At 29.8% G+C, this 18,583-nt stretch carries 15 protein-coding genes; 11 read left to right on the forward strand and 4 right to left on the reverse strand.

What is annotated here, in order from left to right; genetic code table 11:
- Positions 1-148: 148 nt before the first annotated feature.
- Positions 149-526: a NifB/NifX family molybdenum-iron cluster-binding protein gene (locus AC2TY9_RS08595; protein ID WP_489776977.1), complete on the forward strand. Its 378-nt coding sequence runs from the start codon at positions 149-151 to the stop codon at positions 524-526.
- Between the two features lie 72 nt (positions 527-598).
- Here the strand turns inward: AC2TY9_RS08595 and AC2TY9_RS08600 are convergent, their stop codons facing one another.
- The 4 genes from AC2TY9_RS08600 to AC2TY9_RS08615 form a co-directional block, all read right to left on the reverse strand.
- The gene (locus AC2TY9_RS08600) at positions 599-1,879 is read right to left on the reverse strand and encodes a TRAP transporter large permease (RefSeq protein ID WP_489776978.1); all 1,281 of its coding nucleotides are present in this window, start codon (positions 1,877-1,879) and stop codon (positions 599-601) included.
- A complete protein-coding gene (locus AC2TY9_RS08605) occupies positions 1,876-2,505 on the reverse strand; it encodes a TRAP transporter small permease (protein WP_489776979.1) in 630 nt (209 codons plus the stop codon). Before AC2TY9_RS08605 ends, AC2TY9_RS08600 begins: the two co-directional genes overlap by 4 nt.
- Before the next feature lie 4 nt (positions 2,506-2,509).
- Positions 2,510-3,565 (reverse strand): TRAP transporter substrate-binding protein, encoded by a 1,056-nt coding sequence (locus AC2TY9_RS08610; protein ID WP_489776980.1) that lies wholly within the window; start codon positions 3,563-3,565, stop codon positions 2,510-2,512.
- Positions 3,566-3,777: 212 nt separating this feature from the next.
- The gene (locus AC2TY9_RS08615; protein WP_489776981.1) at positions 3,778-4,773 is read right to left on the reverse strand and encodes a TRAP transporter substrate-binding protein; all 996 of its coding nucleotides are present in this window, start codon (positions 4,771-4,773) and stop codon (positions 3,778-3,780) included.
- Between the two features lie 257 nt (positions 4,774-5,030).
- Here AC2TY9_RS08615 and gltB point away from each other — a divergent pair, with 257 nt between their 5' ends.
- Genes gltB through AC2TY9_RS08665 form a run of 10 tightly spaced genes read left to right on the forward strand, consistent with a single transcriptional unit; the run spans position 5,031 to position 18,582 of the window.
- On the forward strand, positions 5,031-9,467 hold the full coding sequence (gltB, locus tag AC2TY9_RS08620) for a glutamate synthase large subunit (RefSeq protein ID WP_489776982.1): 4,437 nt from the start codon (positions 5,031-5,033) through the stop codon (positions 9,465-9,467).
- A gap of 1 nt (position 9,468) precedes the next feature.
- Positions 9,469-10,845 carry a glutamate synthase subunit beta gene (locus tag AC2TY9_RS08625; RefSeq protein ID WP_489776983.1) on the forward strand — a complete coding sequence of 459 codons (1,377 nt, stop codon included), beginning with the start codon at positions 9,469-9,471 and terminating at the stop codon, positions 10,843-10,845.
- 6 nt (positions 10,846-10,851) lie between these two features.
- Positions 10,852-11,595 carry an inositol monophosphatase family protein gene (locus AC2TY9_RS08630; RefSeq protein ID WP_489776984.1) on the forward strand — a complete coding sequence of 248 codons (744 nt, stop codon included), beginning with the start codon at positions 10,852-10,854 and terminating at the stop codon, positions 11,593-11,595.
- 32 nt (positions 11,596-11,627) lie between these two features.
- Positions 11,628-11,882: a YfhL family 4Fe-4S dicluster ferredoxin gene (locus tag AC2TY9_RS08635; RefSeq protein WP_138152988.1), complete on the forward strand. Its 255-nt coding sequence runs from the start codon at positions 11,628-11,630 to the stop codon at positions 11,880-11,882.
- Positions 11,882-13,354, forward strand: a complete 1,473-nt coding sequence (locus tag AC2TY9_RS08640) for a Ppx/GppA phosphatase family protein (protein ID WP_489776985.1) — start codon at positions 11,882-11,884, stop codon at positions 13,352-13,354. Before AC2TY9_RS08635 ends, AC2TY9_RS08640 begins: the two co-directional genes overlap by 1 nt.
- On the forward strand, positions 13,348-14,268 hold the full coding sequence (locus tag AC2TY9_RS08645) for an LpxL/LpxP family acyltransferase (RefSeq protein WP_489776986.1): 921 nt from the start codon (positions 13,348-13,350) through the stop codon (positions 14,266-14,268). Before AC2TY9_RS08640 ends, AC2TY9_RS08645 begins: the two co-directional genes overlap by 7 nt.
- The gene (locus tag AC2TY9_RS08650) at positions 14,246-15,121 is read left to right on the forward strand and encodes an ELM1/GtrOC1 family putative glycosyltransferase (protein ID WP_489776987.1); all 876 of its coding nucleotides are present in this window, start codon (positions 14,246-14,248) and stop codon (positions 15,119-15,121) included. Before AC2TY9_RS08645 ends, AC2TY9_RS08650 begins: the two co-directional genes overlap by 23 nt.
- 17 nt (positions 15,122-15,138) lie before the next feature.
- Positions 15,139-16,188, forward strand: coding sequence for an NAD-dependent epimerase (locus AC2TY9_RS08655; RefSeq protein WP_489776988.1), 1,050 nt, complete (start codon positions 15,139-15,141; stop codon positions 16,186-16,188).
- A gap of 25 nt (positions 16,189-16,213) precedes the next feature.
- Positions 16,214-17,314, forward strand: a complete 1,101-nt coding sequence (locus AC2TY9_RS08660; protein ID WP_489776989.1) for a glycosyltransferase — start codon at positions 16,214-16,216, stop codon at positions 17,312-17,314.
- Entirely contained in the window at positions 17,311-18,582 is a 1,272-nt protein-coding gene (locus AC2TY9_RS08665; RefSeq protein WP_489776990.1) for a nucleotide sugar dehydrogenase, read from the forward strand. Before AC2TY9_RS08660 ends, AC2TY9_RS08665 begins: the two co-directional genes overlap by 4 nt.
- Position 18,583 lies beyond the last annotated feature (1 nt).

Consider the following 18,583-nt stretch of genomic DNA (forward strand, 5'->3'; position numbering starts at 1 on the left):
AATGGAATATTTAAGTTCAATAATTTGGCTATGTAGTTGGCCTCTTGTTATTTATATTTCTTATAGATTGATTTTAAGAAATATAAAGAAAATTTGATGATTTTGTAATTTTAACAAAACAGTAATAAATAATATATAAGGATTAGAAATGATTACGTTTCCTGTAAAAACAAATAAAGAAAATAGTGCTATATCACCACTATTTGGAAAAGCAAAGTATTTTGCTTTTTATGATGGTGAAAATTTGACAGTTGAAAAAAATCCATTTGACCATGGATCTGAATTAATAAATTGGTTTTTAAAAAAAGGTGTAAAAGATATTGTTATAAAAGAGATGGGAATAAATCCATATAAAAAAATTAAAGATACAAATATCAATATCTATTATGCTGGTGATAATAGAATTACTAGTAATGAATTAATAGAAAAATATAATAATAAAGATTTAGAAGTATTGAATGAAGAAAAAATGGATCTTATAATAAAAAATCATGAAAACTCACATTCACATTCCCATGATCATTAACATTAAAAATTATGTAGTTTTATAGTTTTATGGGATAGTTCCCATAAAACTATAGTGTTAGTAGATTAGTTCTTATCCAAACATTAGATTTGGTAAGAATAACGAGATTGAAGGTATATACGTGATTAGTATTAGACCTACTAAGATTGTTAATGTCCAAGGCCAAGCGGCTACTATAACATCTTTTATACTCATACCAGTAAGTCCTGATGTTACAAACAGATTCAGACCGACAGGTGGGGATACCATTCCCAGCTCCATATTAACTGTAATTAAGATACCAAAATGAATTGGATCAATTCCAAGTGCAACTGCAACAGGTAATAATAAAGGTACCATAATCATAATAATAGCTGATGGCTCCATAAATGAACCAGCTAGAATTAGAAGTAAGTTAACCATTAATAAGAACATATATTTATTTACATTTGCTTCAACTAAAGCTTCTGTAATCATTTGAGGAATGTTTTCAATTGTTAAGAAGTGTGCAAATAACATTGCATTTGCAATAATAAACATAATCATTGCAGTAGTTTTTGCAGACTCTAAAGCTGTAATGTAAATTTTTGATAATTGAATATCTTTATAAATAAACACAGATACAATAAATGCCCATACACAAGCAACAGCTGCTGCTTCAGTTGGTGTAAAAATACCACCATAAATACCACCAATTACAAGAACGATTGTAAATAGACCCCAAGATGCATCTTTCATCTTAGCAAGTCTAACTTTAAATGGTTGCGGTTCAGTTCTTTCAAAACCTAATTTTTTAGCACCAATATAAGTAACAACCATCATCATAGTACCTAACATAAGTCCTGGTATTACACCAGCCATAAATAGTTTACCAATAGAAACTTCTGCTGTTACACCATAAACAATTAATACAATTGATGGTGGAATTAGAATACCTAAAGAACCTGCAGTAGCAATAGTACCAACAGCATATCTTTTGGGATAACCAGCTTGCATAATAGCACCAAACATAATAGAACCAATAGCAACAACTGTAGCAGGTGAAGATCCAGAAACTGCTGCAAAAATAATAGATGCAAAAATAGCAGAAATTGGAAGTCCACCAGGCAAGTGACCAACAATTGATTTAGCAAATTCAATAATTCTTTGAGCAGCAGACCCTTTTGATAAAAGGTTACCAGCAAAGATAAACATTGGAATAGCCATAAGCGAGTAGTGTTCAATTTTTTCAAACATCATTGCAGAGATTTCAATTGGAAAAATATGCGTAAACAACATAAGTGTTGCAAATGTAGCAGCACCTAAACAAATAGCTATAGGAGTTCCTAATATAGCTAATGAGAAAAATATCCCAAATAATACAGCTACACTCATAGTAATCCTCCTGTTTTCTTTTCTACTTCTTTAACCATTTTATTTAATTCTTGTACATTTTCATTGTCTTTGTTTCTTCTTGCACCAATACCCATTTCAGCTAATACATGCTCTGCTTCACTCTCTTTTAAGATTTTGTCATGAGATGTAGATAAAATTCCATGAATTCTTTCTGCTACTCTATATGCTGCAAAGGCAAATGCAACAGGAATAACTAAATATGGAATCCACATTGGCATATCCCAAAGGTCAATTGATCTTTCATCTAAATCAATAACTAACAATAGATATTCATAACCATAGTATGAAACTGCACAAAGAAAAATAAATGTCACTAAGTGTGAAACTAACAGCATGATTTTTGCAACTCTACTAGGAACTGCATCTAGAACAATTGTAATTGCAATGTGTGCATCTTTTTTGAAACAATAAGCTGCCGCAAAAAATACACTCCATAAGAAACAAAAAATTGTCAACTCAGTAGCCCAAACTAAAGATGCATCAAATACATATCTTGCTACAACATTTGTAAACGCAATTGCAACACCAGCACTAATACCTACTGCTGCAATTGATTGGTTAATAAAACCAATTATTTTACCAATTACTTTAAAAATAATCCCCATAATCCTACTCCGTGGCTAATGCGCCCTTAATTAAATCTTCTCCAATTTGATTTTCATCATAAAAATCAGGATAGATTTTACTTACAGCTTTTCTCCAAGCATCCTTTTGTTCTTTAGTTAGTTGAATAATTTCTAACTTACCAGTTTTTTGTGCATACTCCTTGATTTCGTTAAATTGTTTTGCATTTAACTCTTGGGCATACTCTCTTTCTTTTTGTGTTGCTTCATTTATTGCGATTACAACTTTTTCTTGCAACTGTTTTGGTAAGCTAGCCCAAAACTTTTCACTCATAACTACTAAATATCCTAAATAACCATGATTAGTTATTGTTAGATATTTTTGAACTTCATGAAACTTCTTTGTATAGATGTTAGAGTTTGTATTCTCTTGTCCATCTATTACGCCTTGTTGCAATCCTGAATAAACTTCAGAAAAAGGCATCATTTGTGGATTCGCTCCCACTGCATGAAATTGTGCTTCAAGAACTTTTGAAGACATAATTCTAAATTTTTGACCTTGTGCATCTTCTGGCTTAATTAAAGGTTTTGTAGAAGAAGATAACTGTTTAAAATGATTATCCCAAAAGTTTAATGCTATATAACCCTTTGCGGAAACCATATCTTTTAGCTTCTGTCCTACAACTCCATCTTGAACTCTGTGAAGATGAGCCATATCTTTAAAAAGAAATGGTAAATCAAATAGTGCCAATTGTGGCACGATTTTACCAAATTTTGAAAAAGAAGGCGCTGCCATTTGTACTGAATCAAGCTTTAAAGCTTTTAGTACAGCACTATCTTTGTATAACTGAGAAGATGGATAGACTTGAACATCAATTCTTCCTTCTGTAAGTTCTTCTAACCTTTTTTCAAAATAGTTAGCTGCTTTACCTTTTGGTGTATTTGGACTAACAACATGGGAAAACTTCAAAACAAATTCACCTTTTTGTATTAAAGGTTTTGTTTCTACATTTTCTTCCTTTTCATTGTTTGTACAACCACTAAACAGAAGTATTGATGTAACCGCAACACTGGATAGCAATCCTTTAACTGTAGTTGTCATAAGTCGTCTCCTTTTTTGTATACATATGATGATTATAATTAAAAGTTATGTAGCTATTATGTAGATAAAAACAAATTCACAAATTTATTTTAATATGTTACTTTAAGTAAAATATAGAATTTTGTTTTTTGAAATTTTTTTGTGATTTAAGGGAGTTTTTAAAGAGTGTGTTTAGGTAAAAACCATCGGTAAAACCGATGGTTTAAGGAAAATTATTTAGTGTTGATTGCACCTTCAATTAAACTTTTTCCAATTACTTTTTCACTGTAGAATTCTGGGTAAATTTTACTCACTGCATCTCTCCATGCATTTCTTTGCTCATCACTTAAAGTATGAATTTTAAGTTTCCCAGTAGATTTAGCATACTCTTCAATTTTTGCAAATTGTGAGTCATTTAATTCTTGAGCGTATTCTCTTTCTTTAGCTGTTGCTTCTTTCATAGCTTGTTTTACGTTTGCTTGTAAATCTGCTGGTAATGATTTCCAGAATTTTTTAGACATTACAACTAAGTATCCAAGGTAACCATGATTTGAAATAGTTAAATCAGTTTGAACTTCGTGGAATTTTTTTGTAAAGATATTAGAAATTGTATTTTCTTGACCATCAATTACACCTTGTTGTAAACCTGAATAAACTTCAGAGAAAGGCATCATTTGTGGATTTGCATCAACTGCATGGAACTGTGCTTCAAGAACTTTTGAAGACATAATTCTAAATTTTTGACCTTCTGCATCTGATGGTGTGATTAGTGCTTTTTTAGAAGATGATAATTGCTTAAACCCATTATCCCAGAAATCTAAAGCTACAATACCTTTTGCAGTAACCATTTCTTTTAATTTTGCTCCAACAGGTCCATCTTGAACTCTATGTAGATGATCAATATCTTTAAATAAAAATGGTAAATCAAATAATGCTAAGTTTGGCACAATTTTACCAAATTTAGAAAATGATGGTGCTGCCATTTGAACCGAGTTTAATCTTAATGCTTTAACAACTGCATTGTCATTATATAATTGCGACGATGGATAAACTTGAACATCAATTTTCCCCCCTGATATTTCTTCAAGTCTTTTTTCAAAGAAATCTGCCGCTTTACCTTTTGGTGTGTTAGCACTTACAACATGTGAGAATTTAAGTGTATATTCTGCTGCTAACCCAGATGTAGCAACTACTGCTGCTGCAACCGCTCCAATCATAAATTTTTTCATTTTCACTCCTTAAGTTATATGGTTATGAAAAAAGTATAATTAAAACTTGTGTAGAAAGTATGTCAAAAAGTGTAAATTTTGAAAAAAAACTTAGCTAAAATAGCATTAGAATAGCATTTTGCTATTTAAAATTTAAAATATTATTTTTAAGGTTAATTTAAGTAAAAGAATTGCTATTAACCACATTTTAAACATATTTTAGATACTATTTGTGACTTTATCAGGAATATAAAGAGTTATATTATAAAAGGATAATAATGGGATGTAATTTAGATTTACTTACTTCTTCTAAAGACAACTGTGGTTTTGGTCTAGTTGCTGATTTGAAAAACAGACCAAGTCATGAGAATTTAGAAGATGCTATAACATCGCTTGAGCGAATGATGCACAGGGGTGCAGTGGCAGCAGATGGAAAAACTGGAGATGGTTCAGGGCTTCTACTTTCAATGCCAAATAAATTTATGAGAAAAATAGCTAATGAAAATGGTATTGATTTACCAGAGAAATATGCTGTAGCTATGATCTTTGCAAAAGATTTAGAAGATATCGATACTTTTAAAGACTATTGCGAAGAAAACGATTTAAAAGTATTATTTACTAGAAAAGTTCCAGTTGATACTGATGCTTTAGGAAAGCAAGCACTTGAAAGTTTGCCACATATTGTTCAAATTTTTGTAAGTGCAAATGCTTTAATGTCTTCAAAAAGATTTGAAGCTATGTTATATCTTACAAGAAAAGAGTGTGAGCACAAATTAATAGACAAGAAAGATTTTTATATTCCTACGTTTTCGTCAAAAGTGATTGCATATAAAGGGCTTATTATGCCTACGCATATCAAGCATTTTTATATTGATTTAAGAGATGAAGATTTCAAAATCTCTTTTGCACTGTTTCACCAAAGATTTTCAACAAATACTTTACCTCAATGGAGATTAGCTCAGCCATTTAGAGCAATTGCGCATAATGGTGAGATTAATTCAGTTGAAGGTAATAGAGTTAATGTTGAAATCAAATCTGAACAAATTGAATCAGAAGTTTTTACAAATGAAGAGATTAAAAGAATTTTACCAATCTTACAGTTGGGTTCTTCTGATTCTGCATCTTTAGACAATATGTTTGAATTTTTATTAGCAAATGGATTTGACTTTTTCAAAGCTGCAAGAAGCTTAATTCCTGCACCATGGCAAAATGCACCACATATGGATTCAGATTTAAGAGCATTTTATGAGTATACATCAACTGCAATGGAAGCATGGGATGGGCCAGCTGCTGTTTCTTTAACAGATGGAAGACATATCGGATGTTTAATTGATAGAAATGGTTTAAGACCAGCAAAATATGTAATTACAAAAAATCATAAAATATATATTACTTCTGAATATGGAACTGTAACAATAGATGAAGATAATATTAGCGAAAGAGGAAGACTACAATCTGGAGAGATGATTGGTCTTGACTTAAAACATGGAAAAGTATTAAAACAAGATGATATTAATGATTATCTAAAATCTTCTCAAAACTATGGTAAATGGTTAAACCATGATATGGAATATTTGCAAGAGTATATTGATGAGTCATTCTTAGATACAAGTGCATATAGGTTTGAAGATGTTGAAAAGAGACAAAAATACTTCAATATCACATATGAAGCAATTGACCAAATTATTGAGCCAATGGCAAAAGATGGAAAAGAACCAGTAGGATCTATGGGTGATGATACACCATTAGCATGTTTCTCACAAGTTAATAGAAACTTTACTGACTTTTTTAGACAAAAATTTGCACAAGTTACAAATCCACCAATCGACCCATACAGAGAAAAGATTGTAATGTCTTTAGAGACTGGTTTTGGTCATATTCATAATATTTTAGATGAAAAACCAGAGTATGCAAAGAGATTAAAAGTTGCAAGTCCTATCTTGATGAAAGAAAAATTTGATGTTTTAAGATCATTTGGTGATCCAACATCTCCAAGATATGATGAATATTATAAAAACAGAATTTTTAGTACAGCATTTAAAAAAGATTTAAAAAAATCATTAGAACAATTAGCCTCTTATGTTATAAAAGCAGTTAAAGAAGATAATGTTTCAGTTGTAATTTTAGATGATAAAGATGTAAGTGAAAACAATAAACTTATCCCAATGGCTATGGCTGTTGGATATATTAATGAATTATTAATAAAAGAAAAGATTAGACATAATGTATCAATTGTAGCTCAAACAGGTGAAGTTTATGATCCTCATATGGCAGCAGTTTTAATAGGATATGGTGTTACAGCTATTTGTCCTTACATGATGTATGCATCAACAGTTGCTTTATATGAAAGAAGAGAAATTTCTAAATATGAGATGCAAAGATTCCTTAAAAATACACAAAAAGCAATGAATGCTGGACTTTTAAAAATTATGTCTAAAATGGGTATTTCTACAGTTGCATCTTATAGAAACTCAAGACTATTTGATATTATCGGTTTAAGTGATGATATTGTAAATGATTGTTTTACTGAAACTCATTCTGACTTATCTGGTTTAACATATGAAGATATTGAAGCAAGAATTGAGAAACAACATTTTAATGCTTATTTTGATGATAACCATATGTTCCCATTAGATTTAGGTGGTTTTTATAAGTATCTAAATGGTGGTGAATACCATGATTATGGACCAGCTACAACTAATGCTATGCACAATAAAAAAGCTGCAAATAAAGAAGATATTTCTGATTTTGATAAATTAAGAGATTTAGTAAACAATAGAGATAAAAAGTTTATTAGAGATTTCTTTGAATTTAATTCAGACAAAGAAGCTATTGATGTAAGCGAAGTTGAATCTTGTGAAGATATTTTCAAAAGATTTGCAACAGCAGCTATGTCATGTGGTTCTATTTCTCCTGAGGCACATGAAGCAATGGCGCAAGCTATGAATACAATTGGTGGTATGTCAAACTCAGGTGAGGGTGGTGAAGACCCAGCTAGATTTGGAACACTTAAAAATTCTAAAATTAAACAAGTTGCTTCAGGTAGATTTGGTGTGACTCCAGGATACTTAAGAAGTGCCGAAGAGATTCAAATTAAAGTTGCACAAGGTGCAAAACCAGGTGAAGGTGGACAATTACCAGGTCATAAAGTAACTCCATTAATTGCTAGTTTAAGACATACAATTGCAGGTGTTACTCTAATTTCTCCTCCTCCTCATCATGATATTTATTCTATTGAAGATTTAGCTCAGTTGATTTTTGACTTAAAACAAATCAACCCAGAAGCAAAAATTACAGTTAAGTTAGTTTCAACTATTGGTGTTGGAACAATTGCAGCAGGTGTTGCGAAAGCTTATGCTGATAGAATTGTAATTTCAGGTGCAGATGGTGGAACAGGAGCTGCTCCGTTAACATCAATTAAACACACAGGTAATCCTTGGGAAATGGGACTTTCTGAAGCACACAATGCCTTAAAAGCAAACCATTTAAGAGAAGTTGTTCATGTACAAACTGATGGTGGATTAAAAACTGGACTTGATGTAGTTAAAGCTGCAATGCTTGGAGCTGAGTCTTATGCCTTTGGTACAGCTGCATTAACTTTACTTGGATGTAAAATTTTAAGAATTTGTCATACAAATAAATGTTCTGTTGGAGTTGCAACTCAAGATGAAGATTTGAGAGAACATTTTAAAGGTACAGTTGAAAGATTAATTTCATATTTTACTTTTATTGCCCAAGATGTTAGGAATATTCTTGCAAGCCTTGGATATAAAACAATTGAAGAGATTGTTGGTAGAAGTGATTTATTAAAAGTTATTGATGATAAATTTGCACAAAAATTTGATTTCCAAAATGTTCTTAGAAGAATTGATGGGATTGATACTTGTCAAAAACCAACTAATAAACCATTTGATAATAATGAATTTGAAAGAGAATTACTAAAAAAAGTTCACAGAACTATTGAAAATCCAAAAACTCCTATTAAAGTTAAAGAGACTATCTCTAACTTAAATAGATCATTTGGTACCTTAATCTCTGGTGAAATTGCAAAATACTACGGAGATGCTGGATTACCTGATGGTTCAATTAATATCTTCTTAAAAGGTATTGCAGGGCAATCATTTGGAGCTTTATTAAGTAAGGGTATGAACCTATACCTTGATGGTGCAGCAAATGATTATGTTGGTAAAGGGATGAATGGTGGTAAAATTATCATTAATACACCTCACCAAGGTCCTGAGTTTGCAGGAGCTGGTAATACATGTCTATATGGTGCAACTGGTGGTAAACTATATGTTAGAGCAGCTGTTGGTGAGAGATTTGGAGTTAGAAACTCTGGATGTACTGCTGTAGTTGAAGGTACAGGAGATAATGCTTGTGAATATATGACTGGTGGTATTGTTGTTATTCTAGGATGTACAGGGATAAACTTTGGTGCGGGTATGACTGGTGGCTTATCTTTTATTTATGACCCTGAAAAACATTTTGTTGATAAGATGAATCAAGAGCTAATTGAAGCAGTTAGAATTGATACAGATGATACTGAAAGAGAAAGACTATATTTAAAAAGACTATTAATGGATTATTTAAATGAAACAGAGTCTACTTTAGCAGAATCAATTTTAGAAAACTTTAGAGCAGAAATTAGAGATTTCTGGATGGTTAAACCAAAAAATATGACGGTGTTGCCTCTAAATCCAGAGGAAGGAGATTAGGATGTTAAATTTTACTAAATTTGAAAGAATCAATCCAGAAAAAAGAGATGTTTTACAAAGATTAAAAGATTACAATGAAGTTTATCAAGTATTTGAAAAACATAGAGCTAGGGAACAAGCTGATAGATGTATGCAATGTGGTGACCCATATTGTCATACAGGTTGTCCATTAAGTAACTTTATTCCAGCATGGTTAAAACAAACATCTGAAAAAAATATGGAATTAGCATTTGCTTTATCTAATGAAACTTCTCCTTTCCCTGAAATCTTAGGAAGAATTTGTCCTCAAGATTCATTATGTGAAGGTGCATGTTCATTAAATACAGGACATGGAGCTGTATCAATTGGTGCAGTTGAAACTCACTTAAATGAAAGAGCTTTTGAACATGGTATGAAACCTAGATTTACTAGTAAAAAACTAGGGTTTAAAGTAGCAGTTATTGGTTCTGGACCTTCTGGAATCTCAGCGGCAACTTTCCTTCTTAGACGTGGGTTTGATGTTGAGATGTTTGAAAGAGAAGACAGAGCTGGTGGACTTTTAATGTATGGAATTCCTGGGTTTAAACTTGATAAAACTACAGTAGATAGAAGAATCAATTGGTTACTTGAAGCTGGTATGAAATTACATTTAAATTGTGAAATAGGAAAAGATAAAGCAGTTTCTGAACTAGAAAAAGAGTTTGATGCTATTTATCTTGGAATTGGAGCAAAGCTAGGTAGACTTGCAAGAATTGATGGTGAAGATGCTTCAAATGTACATTTAGCAATGGACTTTTTAACTGGTATCCAAAAAAGAAATCTTAACAACAAAGTTGGTGAAGATTTTATTGATGTTAAAGATAAAAATGTAGTTGTTATTGGTGGTGGAGATACTGCTATGGACTGTGTTAGATCATCGGTTAGAGAAGGTGCTGCAAGCGTTAAATGTCTTTACAGAAGAGATGAATTAAATATGCCTGGGAGCAAAAAAGAGGTTGTTAATGCAAAAGAAGAGGGTGTTGAATTTGTATTTAATGTAAGCCCTAAGCAAATCATTAAAGATGGGGATACTGCAACTTCAATTGAACTTCTGAAAACTGGACTTTCAGAACCAGATGAATCTGGAAGACAAAGAGTTCAAATAATTGAAGGAAGTGAATATACTGAAGAAGCTGATGTAATCATTTTTGCTTTAGGTTTCTCTCCTGAAGCACCAGAATTTTTAAAAGAGTTAAATGTTGAATTAAACTCTTGGGGAGCAGTTGTAACAACTGATTATCAAACTTCTAATAAAAAAGTTTATGCAGGTGGAGATTGTCAAAGAGGTGCTCACCTTGCAGTTACTGCTGCCCTTGATGGTAGAGAAGCTGCTAAAAAGATAGTTGAGACACTATCTTAATTTAGTATGAACTTTGATTATAACGCATTTACAAATGCAGTTATAAAAGCTAATAAGGAGCTTTATGAGTATATTAATACTCATATGACTCCTTTAGACTTAGAACCTTCAAATACAATAGGATTTGGAGGAGATAACTCCTTAAATATAGACTTAAAAGCTGAAAAATTATTTATTAAACATCTTCAGAAATTTGGTGATATTTTTTCTGAAGAAATAGGACATCTATCTTCAAACTCAAATATAAAAATCGTAATCGATCCAATTGACGGAAGTCATAATTTTCAAAGCTCTTTGCCTTATTATGGCTCTTCAGTTGCTTTATTTATAGATAATGAAAGTAAAGCAGGTTATGTAACAAATTTAGTTAATGCAAGTATGATTTTTCGAGTTGATAAGGGTATAGAAGAGATTTCATTAATAAATGAAGAAGAAATCATTTTTCAAAAAGTCTCTAAACCTACATTTGGAGTATTTGAAAGAGCTTATGCTTATCCTAATATTTGTAAAAATTTATATGAAAATAGACTAAAATTTAGAAGTCCAGGTGCTGCTGCACTATCTTTAGCAAACGCAAGAAATTTTAGTTTTGTTATATTTGCAGGCAAATTAAGGCAGTTTGATATAGCTGCTGCAAACCATATAAATTGTGACCTTTTTACATATCAAGATAGTGATTTCTTAATTGTTTCTAAAAATGAGCAAAAATTGTTACAAATTAAAGGGATTATTAAGAATAATAGGCTATAACTCCAATAATATTTTACGAGGAAAGAGGGTCTATGTCTTTAATAATTACCGATGAATGTATTGCATGTGATGCATGCAGAGAAGAGTGTCCTAACTATGCAATTGAAGAGGGAGATCCTATTTATATAATTGATCCAGATAGATGTACAGAGTGTGTTGGTCATTTCGAAGAACCAGCTTGTGTTGAAGTATGTCCAGTTGATTGTATTATAGTTGATCCTGACAACCAAGAAACAATGGAAGAGTTACAATTTAAATACGAGCAATTACAAGAAGAAGAAGCTTAATGGCTAAGGTAACAACTATAATTGACATTGGGTCTAACTCAATGCGTATGGTTGTGCTTGAAAAAAGTAGTCGTTTTGCTTTTAATCTTATAAACGAAACAAAAGCCAGAGTTAAAATATCAGAAGGATGTTATGAACATGGTGGTAACCTTCAAGAACTTCCAATGCAAAGAGCATTTAACTCTTTGGAGTCTTTTTTAAGTATTTCAAAATCTTTAAAATCTAGAAAAATTATCTGTGTTGCAACTTCAGCATTGCGAGATGCCCCTAATTCAAATGTTTTTTTAAAAAAAGTCAGAGATGAATTAGGTTTAAATATAAAAATCATAAATGGTGTAAAAGAAGCATATTATGGTGGTGTTGCAGCTATGAATTTAATTTATGATGATGAGTTTATCACTGTTGATATTGGTGGTGGTTCAACTGAGTTTGCTATTGTAAGAAATGGTCAAATAGAAAAGTGTATTTCTTTGGATGTAGGAACAGTAAGACTTAATGAACTTTTCTTTTCAAAAGGTAATATGGAAGGCGCAAAGGATTATCTCTTAGAAAAATTAAAAGAGGTACTTGATTGTGGTCATAAAATCCCTTCAACTGTTGTTGGTATTGGTGGAAGCATAAGAGCTTTAAGTAAGGTTATTATCTCAAAAAGTCATTATCCACTTGATATTCTGCATGGTTTTACTTATTGTGTTGATTTAAATAAACATATTCTTGAGCAAATTGTAAATGCTAAAAATAGTAATACCTTAAAACATATAGGTATAAAAAAAGATAGATTTGATACTATAAAAGAGGGTACTTTTATATTTAAAACTATTTTAGATGAGTTAAATATAAAAAGAGTAGTAACTTCTGGAGCAGGTGTTAGAGAAGGTGTATATTTAACTGATTTATTAAGAAATTCAAATTATAAATTTCCAGCAAATTTTAACGTTAGTGTAAAAAGTTTACTTGATAGATTTCAAATTGATGAGAAACAAAGTGCTTTTTTAGGTAAAAATGCAAGGGATATTTTTGATGTATTAAAGCCAGTTCATGGTTTAGATGATAGGTATAGACTTCTTTTAGTAATTGCCTCAAAGTTAAATTCACTAGGTACAACACTTAACTTTTATAAGTCAAATGATAACACTTTTGATTTTATATTAAGTGGTTTAAACTATGGGTTTCTACATTCAAGTAGGGTTACAATTGCACATACAATTAAGTTTTCAAAGAAATCACTTCCAACAAAAAGGGATTTGAAACATTTTGAAACCCTTCTTCCTTCTCTTGAAAATATGCAATGGCTTTCTTTCATGATAAGTTTAAATCTCACACTTAATCAAGATATGTCAATGCCAAAGCTTGATTATAAGCTAAAAGATAATAAACTAAAAATATGTTTTGAAAAACCAATTTTCTTAGTAGAAAATGATATAGCAAAACTTGAAACTCCAAAAGAACTTAAGGTTAAACTTTCATGCTAGAGAAGATTCTTTATAGACTCTTTTTACTTTTTGTTAAGCTTATGCAAATTCTTCCTAAAAAATTAAGAAGAGGATTCTTCTTTTTTTTAGCTAGGATAACATATTTTTTTGCAAGAGGAACAAATAAAATTATAAAGGCAAATTTAGATTTGGTTTATGATGGCAAAAATAATGAAAAATTATCAAATAACGAGATAAAAGAGATTCAAAAGTACTCTTATTTTAACATGACTTTATGGGTTTTATCTCAAATAGAAAATTTAACTATTACAGATGATGAACTTAAAAATGATGTAGAAATTGAAGGTGTAGAGATAATAAAAAAACTTCAAGAAGAAAGGCATCCTATTATTATGATAGCAGCTCATTATGGAAATATGGAAGTACAAGGAAGCTATTTCAATAAATTTGTAGCACCTTTAGTACAAGTTGCAAGGGAATCAAACTTTAAAGAGATTGATCAATTTATAACAAGATCAAGAGAAAGTTCAGGTTCTAAAATAGTTTATAGAGATGGGGCTGTTAAAAAACTTGTAAAAGCACTCATAAAAAGAGAACCAGTATCATTGATAATTGATCAAAAAATAAATGATAAAGAGGGAACTCAAGTTCAGTTTTTAGGGAAAAAAGCAAATCAATCTTCAACTTCTGCACTTTTACAAAGAAGATTTCAAGCATATGTTGTCCCTTTTGCTATTTTTAATAAAGATAATTACAAATATAAAATAAAAATATATGACCCAATAAAACCAATCAAAACAGATGATGATAAAGATGATATTCAGAAGTTAGCACAGCTACATGCTAATGCAATATGTGATATAATTAACACTGATCCAAAACAATGGTTTTGGCCTCATAAAAGATTTAAAAATTATTATAAAGAGATATATGAAAAGAATTTTAATAATTAGTGATGGAAAACCAGGCCATTTAAATCAATCTATTGCTTTTTGTAAAATAAAAAATATTAGTTATGATATTCTAGAAGTAAAATTTTGTTCTAAAATTGCAAAATTTTTTTCATATATTTTTGATAAAGTATCGTTTTATACTGATGGTTTATTTTTAAATCACAAAAAATTTAATTATGAGTTTTATGATGCTATTATTAGTACAGGATCTGGAACTTATTATTATAATAAATATATTTCAAAAAAATATGATATAAAATCAATTGCGTTAATGCTCCCAAAATCATACAGATACATTGACTTTGATTATATAATTGCTCAAAGTCATGATAATCCACCAAAACTGAATAATATTATAGAAATACCTTTGAACTTATCTTATTCAATTCCTAAAAATATCTTAAAAAAAGAAAATGATAAAAAAGCTATTGGAATTATAATTGGCGGAGATAATGATATATTTAAAATGGAATTAAAAAAAATAAAAAATGTATTAGATGAAGTTTTTATAAAGTACCCAAATCATTTGAAATATATTACCACATCAAGAAGAACGCCAAAACAGATTGATAGTTTAATTGAGAGTTATAATTTTGATTATAAACTAATCTTTTCAAAAGAACCAAATATAAACCCAATACCAGATTTTTTAGCACTTTGTGAGGAACTTTATATTACAATTGACTCTACATCAATGCTAAGTGAAGCAAAAGCAAATAGTAATGCAAATATTAATATTATTGATTTAGATTCAAAAAAAGATAATACAAAATTTCATAGCTTGGCAAAAATAGTTAAAAACACAAAAGAAAAAATAGATTTTGAAAAATTATTAGAAGAAATAAAAATTTAATATAGGTTAATAATAAATTGAAAATACTAGTAACAGGAACAGCGGGATTCATTGGATTCCACCTAGCTTTAAAACTTTTAGAAAGAGGTGATGAAGTAATAGGTCTAGATAATATAAATGACTATTATGATGTAAATTTAAAATATGCAAGATTAAATGAACTTGGAATTTATAAAGATGAAATAAAAGATAATAAATTAGTTCAATCTTTTTCATATGAAAAACATAAATTTATAAAAATGGATCTAGCTAATACAAATGATATAAATGCTTTATTTGAAATTGAGAAATTTGATGCAGTTTGTAATCTTGCAGCTCAAGCAGGTGTTAGATACTCTATAGAAAATCCCCATGCTTATATAAATTCAAATATAAAAGGATTTATGAATATACTTGAAAGCTGTCGTCATAATGATGTAAAAAATCTATCTTATGCAAGTTCTTCTTCTGTATATGGATTAAATAAATCTCAACCATTTAAAACAAGTGATCATACAGACCATCCAGTATCACTATATGCTGCAACTAAAAAATCAAATGAAATGATGGCACATACATATGCACACCTTTATGGTATTCAATGTACAGGTCTTAGATTTTTTACAGTATATGGACCATACGGACGTCCTGATATGGCTCCAATGCTTTTTGCAGATGCAATATTAAATGATAGAGCAATAAAAGTATTTAACCATGGAAATATGAGTAGAGATTTTACTTATGTAGAAGATATAGTAGATGGTATAATAAAAGTAATAGATAACCCAGCAAACTCTTCAAAAGAATTTAATGCTGAGAATCCAAGTCCAGATATTTCAAGTGCCTCATATAGAATATATAATATAGGAAATAATGCACCAGTAAGTTTAATGGAGTTTATAGAAACATTAGAAGATAAACTTCAAATAGAAGCTAAAAAGAATTTCATGGATATGCAACCAGGGGATGTAGTATCAACATATGCAGATACAAATGATTTAATTAAAGACTTTGATTATAAGCCTGATACTAAACTTTCTGATGGTATTGAGCAGTTTGTTATTTGGTATAAAAAGTTTTATAAGTAATTGTAAAGAAAGGTCATCATACTCTATGAAAATTGTACAAATACTTCCAGAATTAAATGAAGGTGGAGTAGAAAGAGGAACTGTTGAGTTAAGTAGAGAATATATAAAAAATGGCTTGAATTCAATAGTTATAAGTAATGGTGGAAAATTAGTTAATCAAATAGAAAATGAAGGTGGAAAACATTTTTATTTTGATGTTTGTAGTAAAAATATTTTTACTGTACCTTATAGAATTTTGGGATTGCGAAAACTATTAAAAGAGATTAATCCAGATTTGGTTCATGTACGAAGTAGAGTCCCTGCATGGTTAGTATATTTTGCTAACAAAACTTTAAGACTACCATTTGTAACAACGGTACATGGTCTTAATAGTGTAAATAAGTATAGTGAAGTAATGACAAAAGGTGATGAAGTTATATGTGTAAGTGAAGTTGTTAAAGATTATGTTGTTAATAATTATAATTTAAATCCCAATAAATTTACAGTTATTCAAAGGGGCGTTGATTTAAATAAATTTAATCCTAAAAATGTTGACAATGAATTTATTAATAATTTTATAAAAGATTTTAATTTAGAAGGCAAGTATATAATCACTTCTGTTGGAAGAGTAACTTGGCTTAAAGATTATGAAACGTTTATAAAATCAATTGCTATTGTAAAAAAAGAAATTCCTAATGTTGTTGGATTAGTTGTAGGTGGAATCAGAGAAGATAAAGAAGAATATGCAAAGTCTTTAAAAAATTTAGCAAAATCATTAAATATAAAAGAAAACATTATATTTACAGGAAGTCAAAAGAATATTTCTGAAGTATATTTTCTAAGTGATATAATTGTAAATGCATCATTAAAAATGGGTAATGTTGGAAGAACAGTTGTTGAAGCTTTAGCTTTAAATACTCCTGTTATTGCTACTACTTATGAAGGTTTGAATAATATTGTAGCAGATGATGTTAATGGTGCAATAATTGAAATTAAAAATGAAAAACAGTTAGCTGAAAAAATTTTAAAAGTAAAATCTCAAAATTTTACAGACATAATCAAAACAATACCCAAAGAGTATACTTTGGATACTATGGTAAAAAATACTATTTCTGTTTATAAAAGAGTTTTAAAAGGAAATAAATGAATAAAAGAATTTGCTTAATTGGATTGGGGTATGTTGGACTTCCTCTTGCCCATGCTTTTGCAAAAAAATATAACGTAGTTGGATTTGATATTAATCAATCAAGAGTTGATGAGTTAAATCGTGATTATGATAGAACACTTGAATTGGATAAAGAACAGCTATTAGAAGTTAAAGATTCATTAAAATACACATGTGAAATAGATGATATAAAAGATTCTAATATTTATATAGTAACTGTACCAACTCCTATTGATTCATCAAATAGACCAGATCTAAGTCCACTTATAAAATCATCTCAAATGATAGGGAAAGTTCTTAACAAAAACGATATTGTAATTTATGAAAGTACAGTTTATCCAGGTGTTACAGAAGAAGTTTGTGTACCTCAATTGGAAAAAGAATCTGGAATGAAATTTAATAAAGACTTCTTTTGTGGATACTCTCCTGAAAGAATTAATCCTGGTGATAAAGAACATACCGTAAGTAAAATACTTAAAGTTACTTCTGGATCAACTCCTCAGATTGCAACTATTGTTGATGAACTTTATTCTTCAGTTATAAAAGCAGGTACGTTTAAAGCAACATCTATAAAAGTTGCAGAAGCTAGTAAAGTTATTGAAAATACCCAAAGAGATGTAAACATTGCTTTAATTAATGAATTGGCACTTATTTTTGATAGTGTTGGAATAGATACAAATGAAGTAATTGAAGCTGCATCAACAAAATGGAATTTTATAAAATTAAAACCAGGTTTAGTTGGAGGACATTGCATAGGAGTAGATCCATATTATCTAACATATAAAGCAGAAGAATTAGGTTATAAGCCAAATTTAATTTTAGGTGCTAGACAAATAAATAATGGAATGGGTAAATTTATAGCTGAACAAACAATAAAACAGATGATAAAGAATGATAAAAAGATAAAAGACTCAAATATTCTTATTTTAGGTGTAACATTTAAAGAAAACTGTCCAGATCTTAGAAACACAAAAGTAACTGATATAGTAGATGAATTAAGAGAATTTGGAGCAAATGTAGATATCTATGATCCTTGGGTTGATTTAGAAGAGACAAAACATCATTTTCAGCATAAATTAATGGATACAAATCCATTTGAGTCTGAAAAAAAATATGATTCAATAGTTATAGCAGTGGCACACCAACAATTTATTAAATTAACAGAGGTTGATTATAATTCAATTTCAAATGGAAAAGAAATATTAATAGATATTAAAGGGATTGTAAAAAATCCTACATGGAGATTATAGA

The sequence above is a fragment of the Arcobacter sp. ISO1 genome (assembly GCF_058105185.1).

What these genes read in the sequence shown, in the direction of transcription:
- AC2TY9_RS08615 (WP_489776981.1), bottom strand. Translation starts at nt 4,773, where the DNA reads ATGAAAAAATTTATGATTGGAGCGGTTGCAGCAGCAGTAGTTGCTACA.
- AC2TY9_RS08600 (WP_489776978.1), bottom strand. Translation starts at nt 1,879, where the DNA reads ATGAGTGTAGCTGTATTATTTGGGATATTTTTCTCATTAGCTATATTA.
- AC2TY9_RS08650 (WP_489776987.1), top strand. Translation starts at nt 14,246, where the DNA reads ATGAAAAGAATTTTAATAATTAGTGATGGAAAACCAGGCCATTTAAAT.
- AC2TY9_RS08660 (WP_489776989.1), top strand. Translation starts at nt 16,214, where the DNA reads ATGAAAATTGTACAAATACTTCCAGAATTAAATGAAGGTGGAGTAGAA.
- AC2TY9_RS08595 (WP_489776977.1), top strand. Translation starts at nt 149, where the DNA reads ATGATTACGTTTCCTGTAAAAACAAATAAAGAAAATAGTGCTATATCA.
- AC2TY9_RS08665 (WP_489776990.1), top strand. Translation starts at nt 17,311, where the DNA reads ATGAATAAAAGAATTTGCTTAATTGGATTGGGGTATGTTGGACTTCCT.
- AC2TY9_RS08635 (WP_138152988.1), top strand. Translation starts at nt 11,628, where the DNA reads ATGTCTTTAATAATTACCGATGAATGTATTGCATGTGATGCATGCAGA.
- AC2TY9_RS08630 (WP_489776984.1), top strand. Translation starts at nt 10,852, where the DNA reads ATGAACTTTGATTATAACGCATTTACAAATGCAGTTATAAAAGCTAAT.
- AC2TY9_RS08625 (WP_489776983.1), top strand. Translation starts at nt 9,469, where the DNA reads ATGTTAAATTTTACTAAATTTGAAAGAATCAATCCAGAAAAAAGAGAT.
- AC2TY9_RS08605 (WP_489776979.1), bottom strand. Translation starts at nt 2,505, where the DNA reads ATGGGGATTATTTTTAAAGTAATTGGTAAAATAATTGGTTTTATTAAC.
- AC2TY9_RS08610 (WP_489776980.1), bottom strand. Translation starts at nt 3,565, where the DNA reads ATGACAACTACAGTTAAAGGATTGCTATCCAGTGTTGCGGTTACATCA.
- AC2TY9_RS08640 (WP_489776985.1), top strand. Translation starts at nt 11,882, where the DNA reads ATGGCTAAGGTAACAACTATAATTGACATTGGGTCTAACTCAATGCGT.
- AC2TY9_RS08645 (WP_489776986.1), top strand. Translation starts at nt 13,348, where the DNA reads ATGCTAGAGAAGATTCTTTATAGACTCTTTTTACTTTTTGTTAAGCTT.
- gltB (WP_489776982.1), top strand. Translation starts at nt 5,031, where the DNA reads ATGGGATGTAATTTAGATTTACTTACTTCTTCTAAAGACAACTGTGGT.